Here is a 20,696-nt window from a genome sequence, read left to right on the forward strand (position 1 = left end):
CGGACCGGCCTTGTCCACAGGACCCGGCCCCCCGGGGCACGAACGGCTAGGCTCGCGACCGTACAAGACGAGCCGTAACCGGGAGACCCATCGATGGCCAAGAAGCGACCCCAGACGAAGGCCAAGCGCCCGCAGATCACGGACGGAGAGATCCCGGTCGTCGGCGCTCGTGAGCCCTGCCCCTGCGGCAGCGGCCGCCGCTACAAGGCCTGTCACGGCCGGGCCGCGGCCCACGCCGTGACCGAGCTGGTGCACCGCCCCTTCGAGGGCCTGCCCGGCGAGTGCGACTGGGTCGCCCTGCGCGAGCTGGTCCCGGCGGCCACGGCCGGGCTGACGCTCAAGGACGGCCTCCCCGAGGGCGTCCCGTCGGTCACGCTGGCCACGGTCCTGCCGATGGCCTGGCCCGCCCTGCGCCGCGACGACGGCTCGGTCCTCCTCGGCCTGCAGAACGACACCTCGTCGGGCGACCTCAGCCGCGACCTCGCCGACATCCTCCAGCGCGCTCTGGAAGCCGAGCCCGGCACCCCGGTGCAGGGCCGTCGCGCCCCCGCCGACGGACCACGGCTCCAGGATCTGCTCGACCCGGAGGGCGCCTTCGAGCCAGAAGTGCACAGCGGCTTCGAGTTCTGGGTGCCGGACCCGGAGAACGCCACGCCGGAGGTGACCGCCTCCCTGGAGCGGGCCAACGCCGCGGCCATCCCGACCGTCAAGCTCCAGAGCGTGGACGCCGCGTACTGGTGCGAGACGCCCGAGAAGAACCATTTGCGGTGGGTCATGCCCCACCCCGAGGAGCAGCTTCTGGACGCTCTCGCGCGGCTGCACGCCGCGGGCCGGTCGAGCCTGGGCGAGGGCACGCGTCTGGTGGGCTCCTTCCGCGCTCACGGGCTCACCGTGCCGGTCTGGGACCTGCCGAGCGGGGTCACGGCCGAGGACGTGGAGAAGCCGGCGGCGGAGTTCGCCGAGCGCCTCGCCGCCGCCCTGGCGGCGGACGCGCCGCTGACTCCGGACGAGCGCCGCGCGCGTGGCGGTCTCACCAACCGGCAGGTCACGCTCAGCTGACGGTTCGTCATAGGGCCCGGTCCGGCCGTTCGGACGGCCGGCCGCGGCCCCTCACGCTCGGGACAGGTGACGCCCTTCACAACTCCCGGCGGGGACAAGCCGATCGGTGACCGGAAAGAGCGAGATCGAATTTGCGAACCGCCGATCTCTTGTTACCGTTCCCGTAGCCCGGTTGCTGGTGCATCCCCCGTCGCCAGCAACCGGGTCTTTTCATGCGCGCGGCCGTTCACCGAACGCGTCCGATCCTCAACTGCCTTCTTCGGTGGGCGAGTTGCTTCCCGAGCGCAGCAGCAGCGGCCCTTGTCCGGCCCGCCGGGCGAACTCCGCGACCGCCGTGTACGCCCGCAGATCCCCGCGTGCGGGCTCGCGGGGCGTCTCACAGGCCCCCGGCTCGTCCTCGGCGCCCACCGCGCAGGTGATCCGCACGGTCCGGGCGCCGGGCCCCATCAGGCTCAGTACCGCGTCCAGCGCCTCGCCGGTCGCATTGCGGTAGTAGGTCCGGGCCCAGGTGTCCGCGGCCTGCGTCACGACACAGGTCTGCGCCTCGACGCCCTCGGGAGAGGAGAGTGCGGGACCGCAGCGCGCGGCGGTCGACCGGCCCGGGCCGAGGGCGGGGAGGCCGGCCACGGCGGCAGGCACCTTGCCGTCCGCGGACGGCGGGGCGGAGTGCTGGCCGGTATGGTCCGCCGCCCCTCCGGCATGGGTCGTATCCCCTGGACCGCGGGAGCCCGGGGCATCCGGGGAGCCCGCGGACGCCACCGCCAGGGGCAGTGCGACCGCGCACGCCGCCACGACACCCGCGAGGGCGAGAAACCGGAACTCTCTGAGGTCCCGGGGACGGCCCCGGGAATGACGCGGCATGGCCCCGGAACCTAACGCCCCGGGGCGGAACCCGGGCTCGGCGCGCCCGACGGTCCTAGAACTCGGGCGCGCTCACACCCGTACGAGTGAGTGCTTCGACCACGGCGTCCACCACGGCCTCCACATCGGGCACCCACGGCGAGGCCGAGCCGGGCAGCGGCGCCCGCTCCCAGCGGATCTCGCCCTGGCCCGTCTCGGACGGCGGCAGCGCCAGGTAGCCGCCCTCGCCGTGGAAGCGGAGGGAGCCGGGCACGAAGTCCTTGGCGTAGAGCAGTTCGCCGAGCTGCTCCATGGAGTACGGCTTCACGAGGATCGCCCACCGGCTGGGGGAGGCGACGACCGGGCCGAGCCGCAGCCCCGAGCGGTCGAGCGCTTCGAGGGCGCGGGCGGCCGGCAGGGCCGGCAGGGAGACCGCGCAGGGGGCCTTGCCGCCGGTGGCCAGGACGATCGGCGCCGTCGGCCGCTTGCTCCACCACCAGCGGACCATGCGCCCGTCGGTGGTGGCCGCGAGGAGGCCGGGGTCGAAGGGGTGCGCGCCGGGCACCGTGCACTCGGGGTCAGGGCAACCGCAGCGGCTGCGCCCCTCGGGGTCCGCCGCCACGCCCGGGAGTACGGGCCACTGCCATTCCGTCGCGTAGGTCAGGGCCGCGCCGATCAGCTCAGGCCTCCCGTCGCTGCGCTTGGACAGGAGCCTGCGTCGCCTTCCGAGGATCTCGCGCATGAGCGCTCGTTCCTTTCCGTTGCACGCCGGCAACACCGTGGTCCACATCACATCATGTGTCGATCACTTCACTGTGCGTACCTGTTGGCGCATCACACCCCTGCCGCGGGCAAGGGGAACCCCTATGGGTCGAGCTTTGACTGCCTCCGCGGCCGTCCCGCCCATACTGCGTCCATCTAAAGCACGGGCGTGGCGTAGGGGTGGCGAAGTATGGCGTTTGCCGTCGCGCGTATTTCTCTCCGCCTCCGCCACGGGAGGATGGGGCACGGTCGTCGGTGGATAGGACGCCCGGGTCCGTCACCAGGTTCCGGGTAGTTCCCAACCACCCCTGGCCTTCACCGAGTACGTACCCATCACGACCGTTGTGACGCTCCGCCGAGCAAGCCCAGTCGACCGCAATAAGCCGTCCCTTGCGGCAGTTTTAAGCCAACTTTGCATTTACGCAAGAGGAAGGAGAGTTCTTCCCTCAAACCTCACGGACACCAGGAATCCCGGCAGGACAATGCTGGACATCTCCTCACGAGTGCGTGTACATGTGGAGACACTGCTAGCGGCGCAGAATGACATGGGGGTTTGCGATGCTTTTGAGCAGTACGCACTGGTCGGAAAGCCGGACACCATGAACGCCCCGCACCCTCCGAAAGTGGCTGGAATCGATTCAACGGTTCCGGCTCCCGCACACACTGTCGCGCCCGTCGCGGCGGGTTCCTCCCCGGCCGCCCCGCCAAACCCTCCGGCCCCACCGGGTGCGGTACTCCAGGACCGTCTCGCCGGCTGGGTCTCCGACCTCACCACCCTGCACGAGCTGACCGAGCGTCTGACCCGCACGTCCGCGCTGGACCAGGCGCTCCAGGAACTGCTGCGGGCCGGCGCCGCCCTGATGGGCGCCCGCCGCGGCCTCGTCGTCCTGGAACCGGGCGACGGACTCGGCCCGGACACCACCATCGGCCTGGGCCTGGCCCGCGCCGACCTCGGCCACATCGAGACCGTGCCCCGCAGCGCCCTGTCGTACGGCCGGATCCTCGACGGACTGACCGGCGGCGAGGACGGCATCGCCGAGCCCGACCTGTTCGCCCAGGAGGGGCTCGACCCCCGCCACCGCGAGGTCGCGGCCCGCCTCGGCTACGCCGCCAGCTACGCCCTCCCCCTGACCCCCGAGTCCGCCGCGTCCCCCGATTCCGCCGGATCCTCCGAGTCCGCCGACCGCCTCGGCGCCGTCGTGTGGCTCTACGACGAACCCGCCGAACCGATCGAACGGCAGCGCCACCTCGTCGGCCTGTACGTCCGGTACGCCGCCGAGCACCTCGCCCGGCTGCTCGAACTGGAGCGCACACGCGCGGCCATGGCGACCATGTCGGACGAGCTGCTGCCCGCGCGGCTGCCCCGGGTGGCCGGTGTCCAGATCGCCGCCCGGCACCGCACCGGCCCGCGCGGCGGCGGCGACTGGTACGACGCGCTGCCGCTGCCCGACGCCGCCCTCGGCCTCGCCGTCGGATCCGTCACCGGAGCCGGGCCCAGCGCGGTCGCCGCGATGGGCCGGCTGCGGGCTTCCCTGCGCGCGTACGCCGTGATGGAGGGGGAGGACCCGGTCGCCGTCCTGTCCGACCTGGAGCTGCTGCTGCGGCTGACCGAGCCGGCCCGCTCGGCCACCGCCCTGTTCGGCTACTGCGAACCCGCCGCCCGCAAGATCACGCTGGCCGGTGCCGGGCACAGTCCGCCGCTGCTGATCGGGCAGCGCCGCACCGAGTTCGTCGAGACGTCCGTCTCCGCCCCGCTGGGCATGCTCGCGTGCTGGGAGGCGCCGAGCGTGGAGATCCTCGCCGAGCCCGGAGAGACGGTTCTGCTGTACACCGACGGGCTGCTGCACCGCACCGGCGAGACCACCGACCGCGCCTTCGCCCGGCTGCACGCCGCGGCGGCCGGAGCGCCCCGGGCACTGCGGTGCGACCCCGGCGCCCTCGCCGACCATGTCCTGCGGAGCGTGCTGCCGGACGGACTGGACGCGGCTGACGGAGCGGAGGACGTCGTCCTGCTGGCGGTGCGGTTCGAGTAACGCTCCTCGTCATCGCCCTGAGACCGCTTCCCCGCCGCCGTAGAGTGGAGGACGGTCCAGCGCCGTATCGAGGAGGATGACCGCCGTGGCAGAAGAGCCTTCGGACACCCCGGAGACTGCCGAAGAGGAGCCGATCAAGCAGCGGAAGAACGGACTGTACCCCGGCGTGTCCGACGAGCTTGCCGAGAACATGAAGAGTGGCTGGGCCGACACCGAGCTGCGTGATCTCCAGCCCATTCCCCAGGCCGCCGAGACCGCCGCCCGCCGGGCCGCGCTGTCCGCGCGCTTCCCGGGCGAGCGGCTGGTGATCCCCGCGGGCAACCTGAAGACCCGCTCGAACGACACCGAGTACGCCTTCCGCGCCTCCGTCGAGTACGCCTATCTCACCGGCAACCAGACCGAGGACGGCGTCCTGGTCCTGGAGCCCGAGGGTGAGGGCCACGAGGCGACGATCTACCTCCTGCCGCGTTCGAACCGGGAGAACGGCGAGTTCTGGCTGGACGGCCAGGGCGAGCTGTGGGTCGGCCGCCGGCACTCCCTCACCGAGGCGGAGCGGCTGTACGGCATCCCCGCCTCCGACGTGCGCGAGCTGGCCGGGGCGCTGCGCGAGGCCACCGGCCCGGTGCGGGTCGTGCGCGGGTACGACGCGGGTATCGAGGCTGCGCTGACCGACAAGGTCACCGCCGAGCGCGACGAGGAGCTGCGGGTCTTCCTCTCCGAGGCGCGGCTGGTCAAGGACGAGTTCGAGATCGGTGAGCTCCAGAAGGCCGTCGACTCGACCGTGCGCGGCTTCGAGGACGTGGTGAAGGTCCTCGACAAGGCCGAGGCGACCTCCGAGCGGTACATCGAGGGCACGTTCTTCCTCCGCGCGCGGGTGGAGGGCAACGACGTCGGCTACGGCACGATCGCCGCGGCCGGGCCGCACGCCTGCACGCTGCACTGGGTGCGCAACGACGGGCCCGTACGGTCGGGCGATCTGCTGCTGCTCGACGCGGGTGTCGAGACGCACACGTACTACACCGCCGACGTCACGCGGACGCTGCCGATCAACGGCCGGTACAGCGAGATCCAGCGGAAGATCTACGACGCCGTGTACGAGGCCCAGGAGGCCGGGATCGCCGCTGTGCAGCCCGGCGCGAAGTACCGGGACTTCCACGACGCCGCGCAGCGGGTGCTGGCCGAGAAGCTGGTCGAGTGGGGACTGGTCGAGGGGCCGGTGGAGCGGGTGCTGGAGCTGGGGCTTCAGCGGCGGTGGACGCTGCACGGGACAGGGCACATGCTCGGGATGGACGTGCACGACTGCGCTGCCGCGCGGACCGAGACGTACGTCGACGGTGTGCTGGAGCCGGGGATGTGCCTGACCGTCGAGCCGGGGCTGTACTTCCAGGCCGATGATCTGACGGTGCCGGAGGAGTACCGGGGTATCGGTGTGCGGATCGAGGACGACATCCTCGTGACGGAGGACGGCAACCGGAATCTGAGTGCGGCGTTGCCTCGTCGGGCGGACGAGGTCGAGGCGTGGATGGCGTCCGTCAAGGGCTGAGTTCCAGGTGCGGGGGCGTGGGGGCTGGTCGCGCCCCGCGGCGGAGCCGCACATCGACGCTGTCCCGCGCCCCCGACCCTTCCAAGAACAGCGTCCCCGCAAACAGAGGGGAGCTGCCACGGGGGCTCCAGGCACGGCTGACGAGGCAGGTGTCCAGGGCACGCAGAGCCGACGCACCCTGTTCCGTCGCCGTGCCGCCCGCCTCCAGCACACCGCGCGCCCTCGCTTGGACTTCGCGCAGGCCCATCGGGCCCGCCGTGTACAGCACCTCCGTGCCCTGGAGCGTCGACATCACTGTGAGCAGGGCGTCCAGGCGGGCCTGGGGCTCTGTGGCCCTGGGTCCGGGTCGCGGTGAGGGTGTTCGGGGCGCGGCGGACATGGGGGAAGCCGGCCCTGGCCTCGCCTCGGGCGCCGACCGCGCCGTAGCGGGCCGACACCGTGGAGCCGCGGGACGGCGGCGCGGGGCGCGGCGGTCGGGGTGGGCGGCGATGTGTCGGGCCAGGCGCGTCGTCTCGGCCGGGCCGGCGCCCGGTAGCAGCGCCGCCGCAACCAGCGGGCCGAGCGTCCGCAGACCCGGTGGCCGCCGCCCGCGAGTCCCACCGTGTGTTCCACCGTCGGCTGTGAATCGACCGGCGGCATCCGGACAGTGGTCGGAAAACCGCAGGTCAACGGTAGTGGGCATGTGAGATCATGGCCGACCTTGCCGGTCCGACTCGGGGAACAGGCGCGATCATCATGAAGAACGTCCAGACGGCGCTGACCATGCAGGACGCCATCCTCACCCTGCAGAAGTACTGGAGCGACAACGGCTGCATGATCACGCAGCCGTTGAACACCGAGGTCGGAGCCGGTACGGCCAACCCGGCCACGGCGCTGCGGGTGCTCGGCCCCGAGCCGTGGAGCGTCGCCTACGTGGAGCCGAGCGTGCGGCCGGACGACTCGCGCTATGGCGAGAACCCCAACCGGCTGCAGACCCACACCCAGTTCCAGGTCATCCTCAAGCCCGACCCGGGCAACCCGCAGGAGCTGTACCTGGGCAGCCTGAAGGCGCTCGGTGTCGACCTGGGCGCGCACGACGTGCGGTTCGTCGAGGACAACTGGGCCTCGCCCGCGCTCGGTGCCTGGGGGCTGGGCTGGGAGGTCTGGCTGGACGGCATGGAGATCACCCAGTTCACCTACTTCCAGCAGGTCGGCGGTGTCGCCCTGGACCCGGTGTCGGTGGAGATCACGTACGGCCTCGAACGCATCCTGATGAACCTCCAGGGCGTGGCCCACTTCAAGGACATCGTCTACGCGCCGGGCATCACGTACGGCGAGGTGTTCGGGCAGAACGAGTACGAGATGAGCCGCTACTACCTCGACGACGCCGACCTCGACACCAACCACCGGCTCTTCGAGGCGTACGCGGCCGAGGCCCGGCGCCTGCTCGATCTGGAGCTGCCGGTCCCGGCGTACACGTACGTGCTCAAGTGCAGCCACACCTTCAACGTGCTCGACGCGCGCGGCGCGATCAGCACCACCGAGCGGGCCAAGGCGTTCGCGCTGATGCGCGGCCTGACGCACGAGTCGGCCAAGCTGTGGGAGCGGCGGCGGGCGGCCCTGGAGCATCCGCTCGGGGTGGCGGCCGCTCCGGCCCCGGCCCAGCGGGCCGCGCTGCCCAAGGTGCCCGACGCCGAGACACTGCTGTTCGAGATCGGCGTGGAGGAACTGCCGTACGCCGACGTCCCCGCCACCACCGAGGCGGTGCGCGAGTCGGTCACCGCCAAGCTGGCCGCGACCCGGCTGGGGCACGGCGCGATCACCGTGATGGCCACGCCGCGCCGGATCGTCATCACCGTCGAGGGTGTGCAGCCGCGCGAGCGCGACACCATGCGGACCGTGCGCGGCCCCAAGGTCGCTGCCGCCTTCAAGGACGGCGCTCCGACACCTGCCCTGCTGGGCTTCGCCCGCAGTCAGGGGGCCGAGCCGACCGACGTGCGGATCGTCAACGTCAAGGGTGTCGAGTACGTGGCCGTCACCCGCCACGAAGAGGGCCGTCCGGCCGTCGAGGTGCTCAGCGATCTGCTGGCCGAGGTCGTGTCGGGGCTGCGCGCCGGCCGCAACATGCGGTGGAGCGACCCGGGTCTGTCGTTCTCACGGCCCGTGCGCTGGCTGCTCGCCCTGCTGGGCCGTACTCCCCTGCCCGTGGTGGTCTCCTCGCTCGCCGCGAGCGACACGACGCGGGTGCAGCGCCAGGCCCCCTACCCGGAGGTACGGGTGACCTCCGCCGAGGGCTACCCGCACTTCCTGCACATGCACGGCATCCTGCTCGACCGGGACGCCCGGCGCGGCGCGGTGGTCCGTGGTGCCCTGGAGGCGGCGGCCGAGGTGGGCGGGCGGATCGACGTGGAGGGGCAGGCCGATCTGATCGACGAGATCACCGACATCCTGGAGTTCCCGTACGCCGTGCGGGGGTCGTTCGACGAGCGCTACCTCGAACTGCCCGCGAGCGTCCTGACCACCGTGATGCGCAAGCACCAGCGCTATCTGCCGGTGCTGGACGGCGAGCGGCTGATGCCGCACTTCGTCACCTTCGCCAACGCCCTGTGCGACGACGATGTGGTGCGAGCGGGCAACGAGGCGGTGCTGCGGGCCCGTTACGAGGACGCCGCGTTCTTCTGGCGGGCGGATCTGAAGGTGCCGCCGGCGGAGTTCCGGCGCCGGCTGGACAAGCTGACCTTCGAGGACCGGCTCGGTACGGTCGCCGACCGCGCCGACCGGCTCGCCTCCCTCGCCGTGGACCTGGCCGGGCGGGCCGGGCTTCCGCAGGAGGCGGTGGACGTCGTCCGGCGTGCCGGTGCGCTGGCCAAGTTCGACCTGGCGTCGCAGATGGTGATCGAGTTCTCCGGACTCGCCGGGGTGATGGCCGAGGAGTACGCGCGCCGGGCCGGTGAGTCCGCCGAGGTCGCGCGGGCCCTGGCCGAGATGGAGCTGCCGCGCTCCGCCGGCGGCGCCCTGCCGGCCGGGGACGCGGGTGCCGTGCTGTCGCTCGCCGACCGGTTCGACCTGGTGACCGGCATGTTCGTGATCGGGGCCGCGCCGACCGGGAGCTCCGATCCGTACGGGGTGCGCCGGGCCGCGATCGGCCTGCTGAACGTGCTGCGGAGTCTTCCCGCCGTGGCCGGGGTGCGAGTGAGCGAAGGGCTGCGCGCGGCGGCCGTACGGTACGCCGCGCAGGGCGTCGAGGTGCCGGCCGAGCGGGTCGCCGAGGCCGCCGAGCTGATCACCCGGCGCTACGAGCAGCAGCTCACGGACGCCGGGCACGAGCACCGGCTCGTGCAGGCCGTCCTGGTGTGGGCCGACCGGCCCTCCCACGCCGACCGCACCCTGGCCACGCTGGAGCGGCACATCGGCACGGAGGAGTTCGAGGCACTCGCTGCCGCGTTCCAGCGGGTGGTGCGCATCCTCCCCGAGGGCGGCGTCGAGGCGGCGGATCCGTCCCTGCTGACGGCGCCCGCCGAGCTGCGTCTCGCCGAGCACGCCGAGGCCGTACGCCAGGCCCTGCACGGCCGTGAGGACGATCTCGGCGCACTGATCGAGGTCTCCGCCCCGCTGGTCGAAGCGATCAGCGCCTTCTTCGACGAGGTGCTGGTGATGGACCCGGATCCGGCGGTCCGCGCGGCGCGGCTGGCGCTGCTCACGCAGGTGGCGGAGCTGGCACGCACGACGCTGGACTGGGGTGCGCTCTAGGGAGACGGACGGTCAGGGGGCGAGCCGTCAGGGGGCGGACGGTCAGGGGGCAAGCCGTCAGGGGGCGGACGGTCAGGGGGCGGACGTTTCACGTGAAACACCGCCTCCGAGCCGATCGGGCGTCGGCGGAGGTCAGACCGCCATCAGCGGCGCGGCGTCCTTGCGCCACTTGAGGACCTTGTCGAAGCTCACCACGGCCCCGCCCCGGCCCGGCTTGTTGCCGATGTGGACATGGTCGGCGAGCTGCTCGATGAGGCACAGCCCTCTGCCGTTCTCCGCGTCGGTGTGCGCGGGCAGGACCGGCGGGCGGGACCGGCCGGCGGAAGCCGCGGGAAATCCAGGGCCCGCGTCGGCGACCTCGATCCGGCACTTCTCGCCGTCGAGGTACGCCGTGACCCGGTACGCCTCCGAACCGGGACCGCCACGTGCCGTGTCCCCACCGTGCTCCACGGCGTTCGCGCAGGCCTCACTGAGGGCGACGGAAAGGTCGTAGGAGATATCGGGATCGACGCCCGCGGTCTCCATCGTGCCGATCAGAAGGCGCCTGGCGAGCGGCACGCTCGCAGCTTCGCGCCGCAGATGGAGTGACCACCAGATGCTCATGCTCCAGCCTCCTGGCCGCGGCTCGACATACCGTTACGTATTGCCCTGAGTCCCCGTATGTAAGCGTGAAGTTGACGTGACGCCGCCCATACGGCGGATGCGCCCTAGCCCTGATCGGTGTATGTGGAGGGACAGGCGGGGCCAGAGGGTGACGTTCCGGTCGTACGGCATCTTGCGGACCTGCCGCACGAGGCCTGGGTGGCCAGTGCGATGATGAGCCCGCCATGACTGCCCCCCACGCGTGCGCGACGCGCTCCGGACTCACGCTCCGGATCCTGCGGGCCGCGGTGTTCGCCGCGGTCTGTGTCGTGCTGGCCGGGGCAGGTCACGCGCTCGCCTCCTGCGACGGCATTCCGCTGTGGACGCTGGGCGCGGGGTTCCTCGGGGTGCTCGCCGTGGCGGCGCCGTTCGCCGGGCGTGTGCGCTCGCTGCCGGGGATCGCGGCGCTGCTCGCGGCCGGTCAGACGGTGTTGCACACGCTGTTCGGACTCGGTCAGCACGGCACGGCCGCCGTCACATCGTCGGCGCCCGCGGGCACGGGTGACGCCGCGCTGGTCCAGCAGGCCGCGCGGTTGGTGTGCGGCACGACGGCCGCGGCGATCAGCCCGGCGCAGGCACACAAGATCCTCACCGACGCCCGGATCCAGCCGTCCACGGGTGCGCACACGCAGCTGGCCTCGGACGCCGGGGCGTCGGCCTCGCTGTGGCCGTCCCTGCCGATGCTGCTCGGCCATGTCCTCGCGGCGATCGCCGCCGGCTGGCTGCTGCGCCATGGTGACCTGGCCCTGCTGCGGCTCACCGAACTGTCGGCGCAGGGGGTCACGGAAGGGGCGCTCGTGCGCTCCCTGTGGGCCGCCCTCGCGCTGGTGCGCGCCCTGCGCGCCGGGCTGCCGGGAGCGCCGGAAGCAGGTCCGCGCCCCGCTCACGCCGTGCGGCCCGCGCCTGCGATGCCGCGCATGACCGCGCTTCAGCACACGGTGATCCGGCGCGGTCCGCCGACCGCCACGGCTCGCGCCTCCGCACTCGCCCTCGCCGCCTGACGCGACGCGACCATCACTCCGCCTTTCCGTACGATCCGGATGATTCGGATGACTCGGACGGCTTGGAGGGGCCGCCGTCGTGCGGCACGCGCGCGTGCGCGCATCCCTCTTGACCCTCCCGACTCGACTCACAGCGGAGTGTTCCCTTCCAATGAAGGCTTCCCGTATCGCCGCGGCCGGTGCCGCCGCCGGTGTCACCGTTCTCGCCCTGTCCGTCCCCGCCTTCGCGCACGTCAGCGTGCAGCCCGAGGGCGCCGCCGCCAAGGGCGGCTACGCGGTCGTCGACTTCAAGGTCCCCAACGAGCGGGACGACGCCTCGACCACCAAGCTCGAGGTCATCTTCCCCACCGACCACCCGCTGGCCTCGGTGATGCCGGAGCCGATGCCCGGCTGGAAGATCGACGTCACCAAGTCCAAGCTGGACAAGCCGCTGGAGCTGCACGGCGAGAAGATCTCCGAGGCCGTCACCAAGGTCACCTGGACCGCCGACGGCAAGGGCGTCGAGCCCGGCTACTTCGAGAAGTTCCCGGTCTCGATCGGCCAACTGCCCGAGGACGCCGACCAGCTGGTCTTCAAGGCCCTCCAGACGTACTCCAACAAGGAAGTCGTCCGCTGGATCGAGGTGCCGCAGGAGGGCCAGGAGGAGCCCGACAACCCGGCCCCGGTGCTGGAGCTGTCGGCCGCCTCCGAGGACGGGCACCACGCCTCCTCGGGCGACGAGGCCTCCGACGCCAAGTCGGCCGAGAAGGCCTCCGCCGACACCGCCGCCGACACCGCCTCCTCCAGCGGCACCGACACCACCGCCCGCGTCCTGGGCATCGTCGGCATCGTGGTCGGCGCGGCGGGCGTCGCCTACGGCGTACTGGCCGGGCGTCGGCGCACCAACGCCTGACGCCGTTTCCGTTGCACGGCGCGCGCCGGGTTCCCGCCCCGGGCGGGGCACCCCGGTGCGCGCCGGGTCACCGATATCTGGGACATTTTTCTATGCGCACCAAGACCTTCGCCGCGGCCGCTCTGCTCGCCGCGGCCTCCCTGACCCTCACCGCCTGCGGCAGCGGCAACGACAGCGACAAGCCCGTCGCCGTCGTGTCGGAGCAGGCCGGCAGCGAGAAGGCCGCCACCGTCCTCGACAAGCCGTTCGAGAAGCCGGACCTGGTCCTCACCGACACCCAGGGCAAGAAGTACGACCTCCGCAAGGAGACCGAGGGCAAGCCCACGCTGATCTACTTCGGCTACACCCACTGCCCCGACGTGTGCCCGTCGACGATGAGCAACATCGCCGTTGCCAAGAAGCAGCTGCCCAAGGCCGAACAGGACGACCTGCGCGTCGTGTTCGTCACCACCGACCCGGACCGCGACAAGCCGGCCGAGCTCGGCAAGTGGCTCAAGGGCATCGACCCCCAGTTCATCGGCCTCACCGGCGACTTCCCGACCATCCAGGCCGGCGCCCGCACCCTCGGCATCTCCATCGACCCGCCGCACAAGGACAAGAACGGCAAGACCGTCTCCGAGCACGGCACCCAGGTCATCGCCTTCTCGCCGAAGACCGACGGCGGCTATGTGCTCTACGGCGAGGACGCCACCGTCGACGACTACACCAAGGACCTCCCCAAGATCGCCAAGGGGGAGAACCCGTGAGGCGGCGACTCGGCCCGGCCGCCCTCGTCATAGCCGGGTCACTGGCCCTGGCGGGCTGCGGCGGCTCGGACTCGGACTCCGGGGACTCCGGTGCCGGCAGCGGTAAGGCGGAACTCTCCGTGGGCTCCGCGTACATGCCGCAGCCCGTCTCCGACGAGATGGCGGCCGGTTTCTTCACCGTCACCAACAAGGGCGGGGCCGCCGACGAGCTGACCTCGGTCACCAGCGACGTGGCCGGGCAGGTCACCGTGCACGAGACCGTCGGCTCGGCCATGCAGGAGGTCAAGAGCCTGAAGGTCCCCGCGCACGGCGAACTCGTGCTGAAGAGCGGCGGCAACCATCTGATGTTCGAACAGCTGAAGCGCAAGCCGAAGGAAGGCCAGACGGTCTCCGTCGAGCTCCACTTCGCCCACTCCGGCCCGGTGGAGGTCGAGATGCCGGTGAAGTCGGCGACCTACACCCCGAAGACCGGACACTGAGGGAGGGACCACTGTGACGCAGACCATCGCCCCCCGCGTCCGGACCGTGGTGCTGCTGCTCCTGGTCGCGGCCTGCGCACTCCTCGCCGGCGCCGGACCGGCCTTCGCGCACGCCGCGGTGACCGGCAGCGACCCCGCGCAGGGGGCGGTGGTCGACAAGGCCCCGGCCCGGATCTCGCTCACCTTCTCCGAGCAGGTCGCGATGTCCGGCGACTCGCTGCGCGTGCTCGACCCCGAGGGCAAGCGCGTCGACGCGGGCGAGCCGTCCAACGTCAGCGGCACCACGTACGCCGTGCGGCTCCATTCCGGCCTGCCCGACGGCACCTACACGGTCGCCTACCAGGTGGTGTCCGCGGACAGCCACCCCGTCGCCGGCGCCTACACCTTCTCCATCGGCGCCCCCTCCAAGACCTCCGTGTCGGTCTCCGGGCAGAACGCCGACGACGGCCTCGTCGGCTGGCTGTACGGCTTCGGGCGGTATGTGTCCTACGCCGGGTTCATCGTGCTGGCCGGCGGCGCCGCCTTCGTCCTCGCCTGCTGGCCACGCGGCTCGGGGGTACGGCCCGTGCAGCGGTTCGTCGTCTCCGGGTGGCTCGCGCTCACCGCCGCCACCCTCGCCCTGCTGCTCCTGCGTGGCTCCTTCACGGGCTCCGGGAAGGTCGCCGACGTCTTCGACCTGTCCCTGCTCGGGCAGGTGCTCGAGACCAAGACCGGCGCCGCCCTGGTGTCCCGGCTGCTGCTGCTCGCCGCGGCGGCACTGTTCATCGCCGTGCTGTTCGGGGCCTACGACAAGCGTGAGGACCCCCAGGAGAAGCGGGACCTGACCTTCGGGCTCGCCATCGGCGGCGTCGTCGTGGCGGCCGGGCTCGCCGCCAGCTGGGCGATGTCCGAGCACGCCTCGGTCGGACTCCAGGCGGGCATCGCCATGCCGGTCGACGTCCTCCATCTGCTCGCCGTCGCCGCGTGGCTCGGGGGGCTGGGCGCGCTGCTGGTCGCCCTGTACCGGGCACCGGCCGACGCGCCCGTCGACGCGTCGGCCGTACGCCGCTTCTCCCGCGTCGCCTTCGGCAGCGTCCTTGCGCTGATCGCGACCGGGACGTACCAGTCCTGGCGCCAGCTCGGCTCCTGGTCGGCCTTCACCGACACCCGCTACGGACAGCTGCTCCTCGCCAAGATCGCCCTCGTGGCCGTCCTGGTCGGCGTCGCGTGGATCTCGCGACGGTGGACCGGGCGGCTGGCGGAAGCGGTGCCGGCAGCGGCGGAGCGGGAGAAGGCGCGGGTCGGAGCCATGGCCGATGCCTCCACCGGAGCGGGAGCCCATGCCTCCGCCGGATCAGGGGGCGATACCTCCGGTGACAGTGCCGGCGACGCCGAGTCCGCCGTGACCGGCGATGACCGGCCCGGCACGGGCACAGAGGCCGGCTCCGACGCCGGTGAACAGCCCGGCTCCGAGCCCGCCGACACCGAGCGGGCCGCGCAGCTCGCCCGGCAGCGGGCCGCCCGGGACGCCGCCCGGCAGAAGCGACTGCGGGACGCCGACCCCGACCGCTTCGGGCTGCGCCGCTCCGTGCTGGCCGAGGCCGGCATCGCCGTCGTCCTGCTCGCCGTCACCACCGTCCTCACCCAGACCGAGCCCGGACGCACGGAGGAGGAGGCCAAGGCCGCCACGTCATCCTCCGCGTCCACCGCGCCCGACACGGGCGCGTCCGGGGCGCTGACCCTGAACATGCCCTTCGACACCGGCGGCAAGGACGGCAAGGGCATCGTCACGGTCGACCTCGACCCCGCACGCGTGGGCGACAACGAGATGCACGTCTACGTGGAGCGGCCCAATGGCCGGGCCTTCGACATCCCCGAGGTGAAGGTCGACTTCACCCTCAAGGCCAAGAACCTCGGGCCGCTGCCCGTCGTCCCCGACCACCTCGCAACCGGACACTGGTCGGCGAACGGAGTGCAGATCCCCATGGCCGGCGACTGGAAGGTCGACGTGACCGTGCGGACCTCCGACATCGACGAGGTGACCGTCTCCAAGAACGCGCAGATCGGCTGAACCACCATGGCTGACCAGTCCATTCCGGAAACCCGCACTCCCCGCACCACCCCGGCGGGCACCGAAGCGGCCCCGGCCGGCGATGGCATCTCACGGCGCCGCCTGCTCGGCACCGCCGGTGCCACCGGGCTCGTGCTCGGCACGGCGGGGGCGGCCGTCGGATACGCCGCCGCCCCCTCCGATGCCGCCGCTCCGCTCACCTCACTCGGCACCGACCGGGCGATGTTTCACGGGAAACATCAGCCCGGCATCACCGACGGCCTCCAGGCCCGCGGCCATCTCATCGCCTTCGACCTGGCGGCGGGTGCCGGCCGCAAGGAAGCCGCCGCCCTGCTGCGTCGCTGGTCGCAGACGGCCCGGCGGCTGATGGCGGGCGAGCCGAGCCCGCACGACGACACCGACGTGGCCCGCGACGCCGGCCCCTCGTCGCTGACCATCACCTTCGGCTTCGGCCACAGCTTCTTCGGCAGGACCGGCCTGGAGAAGCAGCGCCCGACCGCCCTGGACCCGCTGCCCGAGTTCTCCTCGGACCACCTCGACAAGAACCGCAGCAACGGCGACCTGTGGGTGCAGATCGGCGCCAATGACGCCCTCGTGGCCTTCCACGCCCTGCGCGCCATCCAGAAGGACGCGGGCTCGGCGGCCCGGGTCCGCTGGCAGATGAACGGCTTCAACCGCTCGCCGGGCGCCACCGCCCACCCCATGACGGCCCGCAACCTGATGGGCCAGATCGACGGCACCCGCAATCCGAAGCCGTCCGAGCCCGACTTCGACCAGCGGATCTTCGTGCCCGAGAAGGGCGAACCGGCCTGGATGGCGAACGGCTCCTACGCCGTCGTACGCCGGATCCGCATGCTCCTGGACGACTGGGAGAAGCTCTCCGTCAAGGCGCAGGAAGACGTGATCGGCCGCCGTAAGTCCGACGGGGCGGCCTTGTCCGGCGGCACCGAGACGACCGCGATGGATCTGGAGAAGACGGACGCCAAGGGCAACCTCGTCGTCCCGATCAACGCCCACGCCCGGATCACCCGGCCCGACCAGAACGGCGGCGCGGCGATGCTCCGCCGCCCGTTCTCCTTCCACGACGGCATCGACCAGGACGGCGTCCCGGACGCGGGCCTGCTCTTCATCTGCTGGCAGGCCGACCCGCTGCGCGGCTTCGTGCCGGTGCAGCGCAAGCTCGACCGCGGCGACGCCCTGTCGCGGTTCATCCGGCACGAGTCGAGCGGGCTGTTCGCGGTGCCCGGTGGGGCCCCGGAGGGCGAGTACGTGGGGCAGAAGTTGCTCGAGGGGTGAGGGTCGAGCGATGTGCGGGTTGTGGGGGATAGCGCTTCCGCAAGCCCATTAGGGTGAGGTCATGCCAGCGAGCTATGCGTATCTCGGCCCCGAGGGCACCTTCACCGAAGTCGCCCTGCGCACGCTTCCCGAGGCCGCCACCCGGGAGCTCATCCCGTACGTGTCCGTCCAGTCCGCGCTCGACGCGGTACGCGCCGGCGAGGCCGAGGCCGCGTTCGTGCCGATCGAGAACTCCGTCGAGGGTGGCATCACCACCACTCTCGACGAGCTGGTCGCCGGCGCGCCGCTGATGATCTACCGCGAGGTGCTGCTGTCGATCACCTTCGCGCTGTTGGTCCGCCCCGGCACCAGCCTGTCCGACATCAAGACGGTCTCCGCCCACCCGGCCGCCCAGCCGCAGGTGCGCAACTGGCTGAAGAAGCACCTGCCGGACGTCCACTGGGAGTCGGCCGCCTCCAACGCGGACGCCGCCCGGCTGGTCCAGGAGGGCCAGTACGACGCCGCCTTCGCCGGCGAGTTCGCCGCCGCCCGCTACGGCCTGGAGGCCCTGGAGACCGGGATCCACGACGCGGAGAACGCCCAGACGCGATTCGTGCTGGTCGGCCGGCCCGCCCGGCCCGCGGCACCCACCGGCGCGGACAAGACCTCCGTCGTGCTCTGGCAGCGCGACGACCACCCCGGCGGCCTGCGCGATCTGCTGGGCGAGTTCGCCACCCGCGGCATCAACCTGATGCTGCTCCAGTCGCGGCCCACCGGCGCGGGCATCGGCAACTACTGCTTCTGCATCGACGCCGAGGGCCACATTTCCGACCGCCGGGTGGCGGAGGCCCTGATGGGCCTGAAGCGGATCTGCCTCCAGGTGCGCTACCTCGGCTCGTATCCGCGCGCGGACATGGAGCCCGGGGATGTCCAGCCGCCGCGGCTGGGGACGTCGGACGACGAGTTCGTGGCGGCGGCGGACTGGGTCGCACGATGCCAGGACGGCCGGTTCTAGCCCGGTTCCCAGCGGGTCTCAGGTCGGTCGTACCTGCTGATTGTCGTTGTCCACAGAAGTTATCCACAGGCCAGGTTCTCGACCTGGGGACAAGTCGACAACGAAGCGTGAGTCAGTCGACAAATCGCCCTACAGGCCTCCGATGCATCCATCGACGGGTAGGTCACCCTTCGTCCACCGTTTTCCCTTGCGTAACTCTTCGGGGTGACCCATTTCCACTCGAAAGTGAGGGTAGAGCAGGTTTGCATCGGGAATTCTTCGACCTGACGGGACCTTCCGGAGTGATCAATTCCGAAGTCCACAGATCTTCCACACAGCCTGTGGATAACTTTTCGGCGAGTGTGGACCCCTGTGGACAACCGGAGTCCAAGTCCCGTTCCCCACAAGGGATTCGAGTCAATGCCGCGCCCTGCCGATGCCCCGTTCCGGGGAGAGGTGGTCGTTTTATTGACACAGTGCGCAATTCCCTCATAGCGGTACGTAAGCCACACCTGAATAGTGAGTCGTGGACGGTCACCCCGCACCGGTAGCCTTGAGCACGTGATTGACCTTCGCCTGCTCCGTGAGGACCCCGACCGTGTGCGCGCGTCCCAGCGCGCCCGTGGAGAGGACGTCGCGCTCGTCGACTCCCTCCTGTCTGCCGACGAGCGGCGCAGGTCGTCCGGCGTCCGCTTCGACGAGCTGCGCGCCGAGCAGAAGGCGCTCGGCAAGCTCATCCCCAAGGCGTCCGGGGACGAGAAGGCCGAGCTGCTGAAGAAGGCGAGCCAGCTCGCCGCCGACGTCAAGGCCGCCGACGCGGAACGCGACGCCGCGGCCGCCGAGACCCAGGAACTGCTCCAGAAGCTCGGCAACCTCGTCCACCCGGACGTGCCCGTGGGCGGCGAGGAGGACTTCGTCACGCTGGAGACGCACGGCACCATCCGCGACTTCGCCGCCGATGGCTTCGAGCCCAGGGACCACCTGGAGCTCGGCCAGATCCTCGGCGCGATCGACGTGGAGCGGGGCGCCAAGGTCTCCGGCTCGCGCTTCTACTTCCTGACGGGCGTGGGCGCCCTGCTGGAACTCGCTCTGGTGAACGCGGCGATGGCCCAGGCCACCGCGGCCGGCTTCACACCGATGCTGACCCCGGCCCTGGTGCGCCCCCAGTCCATGGCGGGCACGGGCTTCCTCGGCCAGGCCGCCCAGGACGTCTACCACCTCGCCGACGACGACCTCTACCTCGTCGGCACCTCCGAGGTCGCGCTCGCGGCGTACCACATGGACGAGATCCTCGACGCCGACCGCCTCCCGCTGCGCTACGCGGGCTTCTCGCCCTGCTTCCGCCGTGAGGCCGGGTCGCACGGCAAGGACACCCGGGGCATCTTCCGCGTGCACCAGTTCGACAAGGTCGAGATGTTCTCCTACGTCACCCCGGAGGACTCGCAGGCCGAGCACCAGCGGCTGCTGGAGTGGGAGAAGCAGTGGCTGACCTCGCTGGAGCTGCCGTTCCGGGTCATCGACGTCGCCTCCGCCGACCTCGGCTCCTCGGCCGCCCGCAAGTTCGACTGCGAGGCGTGGATCCCGACCCAGGGCAAGTACCGCGAGCTGACGTCGACCTCGGACTGCACCGAGTTCCAGTCCCGCCGCCTGTCGATCCGCGTCCGTGAGGGCAAGCAGGTCCGCCCGCTGGCCACGCTCAACGGCACGCTGTGCGCCGTGCCGCGCACGATCGTGGCGATCCTGGAGAACCACCAGCAGGCCGACGGCTCGGTGCGAGTACCCGAGGTGCTGCGCCCGTACCTGGGCGGCCGGGAGGTCCTGGAACCGGTGGCCAAGTGACCACCGCCGGTTTCCCGTACCAGCTGATCGCCACCGACCTCGACGGGACGCTGCTGCGTTCCGACGAGTCGGTGTCGCCCCGCACCCGTGAGGCGCTCGCCGCGGCCACCGCGGCGGGCGCCGCGCACATCGTCGTCACCGGCCGCGCGGCCCCGTGGACCCGGCACGTCCTCGACGACCTCGGCTACCAGGGACTCGCCGTCTGCGGCCAGGGCGCGCAGGTGTACGACGCCGGCGCCCACCGGCTGCTGACATCGGTGACGCTGGACCGGCAGCTGGCCGGGGTGGCGCTGGCCAAGATCGAGGCGGAGGTCGGCCCGCTGTATCTGGCGGCGAGCCGCGACGGCCTGGACGGCGAGGTGCTGGTGGGTCCCGGGTACGCGGTCCACGGCAACCTGCCCGCGACGCCGTTCACGGACGCGTCGGACCTGTGGGCCGCCCCTCTGAACAAGCTGTACATCCAGCACCCGACGCTCTCGGACGACGAGCTGTGCGAGGTGGCCACGCGCACCGCCGGCGGTTTCGTCACCGTCGTCATGGCGGGCAAGGGCATCGTCGAACTCCTGCCCCTGGGCCTGTCGAAGGCGACCGGCCTGTCCCTGGCGGCCCGCCGGCTCAAGGTGAAGGCGGCCGACACGATCGCCTTCGGCGACATGCCCAACGACATACCGATGTTCGCCTGGGCCTCCTACGGTGTCGCGATGGCGGACGCCCATGAGGAACTGAAGGCGGTGGCCGACGAGGTGACGTCCTCGAACGAGGAGGACGGCATCGCGGTGGTGCTGGAGCGGTTGCTGGGCTGAGCCTTCGTG

General features: G+C 71.6%; 16 protein-coding genes and 1 pseudogene. 13 read left to right on the top strand and 4 right to left on the bottom strand.

Translation table 11 applies throughout. The features are described 5' to 3' along the window. The first annotated feature begins 93 nt into the window (after positions 1-93). Positions 94-1,059, top strand: coding sequence for a DUF5926 family protein (locus AC07F0_RS03450; protein WP_356928249.1), 966 nt, complete (start codon positions 94-96; stop codon positions 1,057-1,059). Between the two features lie 246 nt (positions 1,060-1,305). Here AC07F0_RS03450 and AC07F0_RS03455 read toward each other — a convergent pair whose 3' ends face one another. Beyond that, positions 1,306-1,920, bottom strand: a complete 615-nt coding sequence (locus tag AC07F0_RS03455; protein WP_478973683.1) for a hypothetical protein — start codon at positions 1,918-1,920, stop codon at positions 1,306-1,308. 55 nt (positions 1,921-1,975) lie between these two features. Beyond that, positions 1,976-2,641, bottom strand: a complete 666-nt coding sequence (locus AC07F0_RS03460; protein ID WP_436730103.1) for a bifunctional DNA primase/polymerase — start codon at positions 2,639-2,641, stop codon at positions 1,976-1,978. A gap of 502 nt (positions 2,642-3,143) precedes the next feature. On the opposite strand from AC07F0_RS03460, the gene AC07F0_RS03465 reads away from it, so the two are divergent. Further along, positions 3,144-4,694: a PP2C family protein-serine/threonine phosphatase gene (locus AC07F0_RS03465; RefSeq protein WP_478973686.1), complete on the top strand. Its 1,551-nt coding sequence runs from the start codon at positions 3,144-3,146 to the stop codon at positions 4,692-4,694. Positions 4,695-4,770: 76 nt separating this feature from the next. Next, positions 4,771-6,237 carry an aminopeptidase P family protein gene (locus AC07F0_RS03470; RefSeq protein WP_478973689.1) on the top strand — a complete coding sequence of 489 codons (1,467 nt, stop codon included), beginning with the start codon at positions 4,771-4,773 and terminating at the stop codon, positions 6,235-6,237. Here AC07F0_RS03470 and AC07F0_RS03475 read toward each other — a convergent pair. Next, positions 6,227-6,846, bottom strand: a pseudogene (locus AC07F0_RS03475) (triphosphoribosyl-dephospho-CoA synthase); the annotation flags it as partial. The gene AC07F0_RS03470 and the pseudogene AC07F0_RS03475 overlap by 11 nt on opposite strands. A gap of 126 nt (positions 6,847-6,972) precedes the next feature. Here AC07F0_RS03475 and AC07F0_RS03480 point away from each other — a divergent pair. After that, entirely contained in the window at positions 6,973-9,966 is a 2,994-nt protein-coding gene (locus tag AC07F0_RS03480) for a glycine--tRNA ligase (protein ID WP_478973691.1), read from the top strand. A 132-nt stretch (positions 9,967-10,098) separates the two neighbouring features. Here AC07F0_RS03480 and AC07F0_RS03485 read toward each other — a convergent pair whose 3' ends face one another. Continuing rightward, positions 10,099-10,569, bottom strand: coding sequence for an ATP-binding protein (locus AC07F0_RS03485; protein ID WP_478973694.1), 471 nt, complete (start codon positions 10,567-10,569; stop codon positions 10,099-10,101). A 224-nt stretch (positions 10,570-10,793) separates the two neighbouring features. Between AC07F0_RS03485 and AC07F0_RS03490 the strand changes: the two genes are divergently transcribed. The 9 genes from AC07F0_RS03490 to AC07F0_RS03530 all read left to right on the top strand — a co-directional run bounded on the left by AC07F0_RS03490 (position 10,794) and on the right by AC07F0_RS03530 (position 20,687). Beyond that, positions 10,794-11,609, top strand: a complete 816-nt coding sequence (locus AC07F0_RS03490; protein WP_478973697.1) for a hypothetical protein — start codon at positions 10,794-10,796, stop codon at positions 11,607-11,609. Positions 11,610-11,760: 151 nt separating this feature from the next. Further along, positions 11,761-12,501 (top strand): YcnI family copper-binding membrane protein, encoded by a 741-nt coding sequence (locus AC07F0_RS03495; protein ID WP_478973700.1) that lies wholly within the window; start codon positions 11,761-11,763, stop codon positions 12,499-12,501. Between the two features lie 92 nt (positions 12,502-12,593). Then, the gene (locus AC07F0_RS03500; protein ID WP_478973703.1) at positions 12,594-13,247 is read left to right on the top strand and encodes an SCO family protein; all 654 of its coding nucleotides are present in this window, start codon (positions 12,594-12,596) and stop codon (positions 13,245-13,247) included. Next, positions 13,244-13,726, top strand: a complete 483-nt coding sequence (locus AC07F0_RS03505) for a copper chaperone PCu(A)C (RefSeq protein WP_478973706.1) — start codon at positions 13,244-13,246, stop codon at positions 13,724-13,726. The genes AC07F0_RS03500 and AC07F0_RS03505 overlap by 4 nt, the downstream gene beginning before the upstream one ends. Before the next feature lie 13 nt (positions 13,727-13,739). After that, complete coding sequence (locus AC07F0_RS03510) at positions 13,740-15,776, top strand: copper resistance CopC/CopD family protein (RefSeq protein WP_478973709.1); 2,037 nt, start codon at positions 13,740-13,742, stop codon at positions 15,774-15,776. Positions 15,777-15,782: 6 nt separating this feature from the next. Further along, a complete protein-coding gene (gene efeB / locus AC07F0_RS03515) occupies positions 15,783-17,072 on the top strand; it encodes an iron uptake transporter deferrochelatase/peroxidase subunit (RefSeq protein WP_478973712.1) in 1,290 nt (429 codons plus the stop codon). Between the two features lie 61 nt (positions 17,073-17,133). Continuing rightward, positions 17,134-18,066, top strand: a complete 933-nt coding sequence (gene pheA, locus AC07F0_RS03520; protein WP_478973715.1) for a prephenate dehydratase — start codon at positions 17,134-17,136, stop codon at positions 18,064-18,066. A 540-nt stretch (positions 18,067-18,606) separates the two neighbouring features. After that, a complete protein-coding gene (gene serS / locus AC07F0_RS03525; RefSeq protein ID WP_436728859.1) occupies positions 18,607-19,884 on the top strand; it encodes a serine--tRNA ligase in 1,278 nt (425 codons plus the stop codon). Next, complete coding sequence (locus AC07F0_RS03530; protein ID WP_478973718.1) at positions 19,881-20,687, top strand: HAD family hydrolase; 807 nt, start codon at positions 19,881-19,883, stop codon at positions 20,685-20,687. Before serS ends, AC07F0_RS03530 begins: the two co-directional genes overlap by 4 nt. Positions 20,688-20,696: the final 9 nt, after the last annotated feature.

This window comes from Streptomyces sp. NPDC045955 (assembly GCF_056430805.1).

Coding starts and splice junctions, on each gene's coding strand:
- AC07F0_RS03450 (WP_356928249.1), top strand. CDS start 94: ATGGCCAAGAAGCGACCCCAGACGAAGGCCAAGCGCCCGCAGATCACG.
- AC07F0_RS03455 (WP_478973683.1), bottom strand. CDS start 1,920: ATGCCGCGTCATTCCCGGGGCCGTCCCCGGGACCTCAGAGAGTTCCGG.
- AC07F0_RS03460 (WP_436730103.1), bottom strand. CDS start 2,641: ATGCGCGAGATCCTCGGAAGGCGACGCAGGCTCCTGTCCAAGCGCAGC.
- AC07F0_RS03465 (WP_478973686.1), top strand. CDS start 3,144: ATGCTGGACATCTCCTCACGAGTGCGTGTACATGTGGAGACACTGCTA.
- AC07F0_RS03470 (WP_478973689.1), top strand. CDS start 4,771: ATGACCGCCGTGGCAGAAGAGCCTTCGGACACCCCGGAGACTGCCGAA.
- AC07F0_RS03480 (WP_478973691.1), top strand. CDS start 6,973: ATGAAGAACGTCCAGACGGCGCTGACCATGCAGGACGCCATCCTCACC.
- AC07F0_RS03485 (WP_478973694.1), bottom strand. CDS start 10,569: ATGAGCATCTGGTGGTCACTCCATCTGCGGCGCGAAGCTGCGAGCGTG.
- AC07F0_RS03490 (WP_478973697.1), top strand. CDS start 10,794: ATGACTGCCCCCCACGCGTGCGCGACGCGCTCCGGACTCACGCTCCGG.
- AC07F0_RS03495 (WP_478973700.1), top strand. CDS start 11,761: ATGAAGGCTTCCCGTATCGCCGCGGCCGGTGCCGCCGCCGGTGTCACC.
- AC07F0_RS03500 (WP_478973703.1), top strand. CDS start 12,594: ATGCGCACCAAGACCTTCGCCGCGGCCGCTCTGCTCGCCGCGGCCTCC.
- efeB (WP_478973712.1), top strand. CDS start 15,783: ATGGCTGACCAGTCCATTCCGGAAACCCGCACTCCCCGCACCACCCCG.
- pheA (WP_478973715.1), top strand. CDS start 17,134: ATGCCAGCGAGCTATGCGTATCTCGGCCCCGAGGGCACCTTCACCGAA.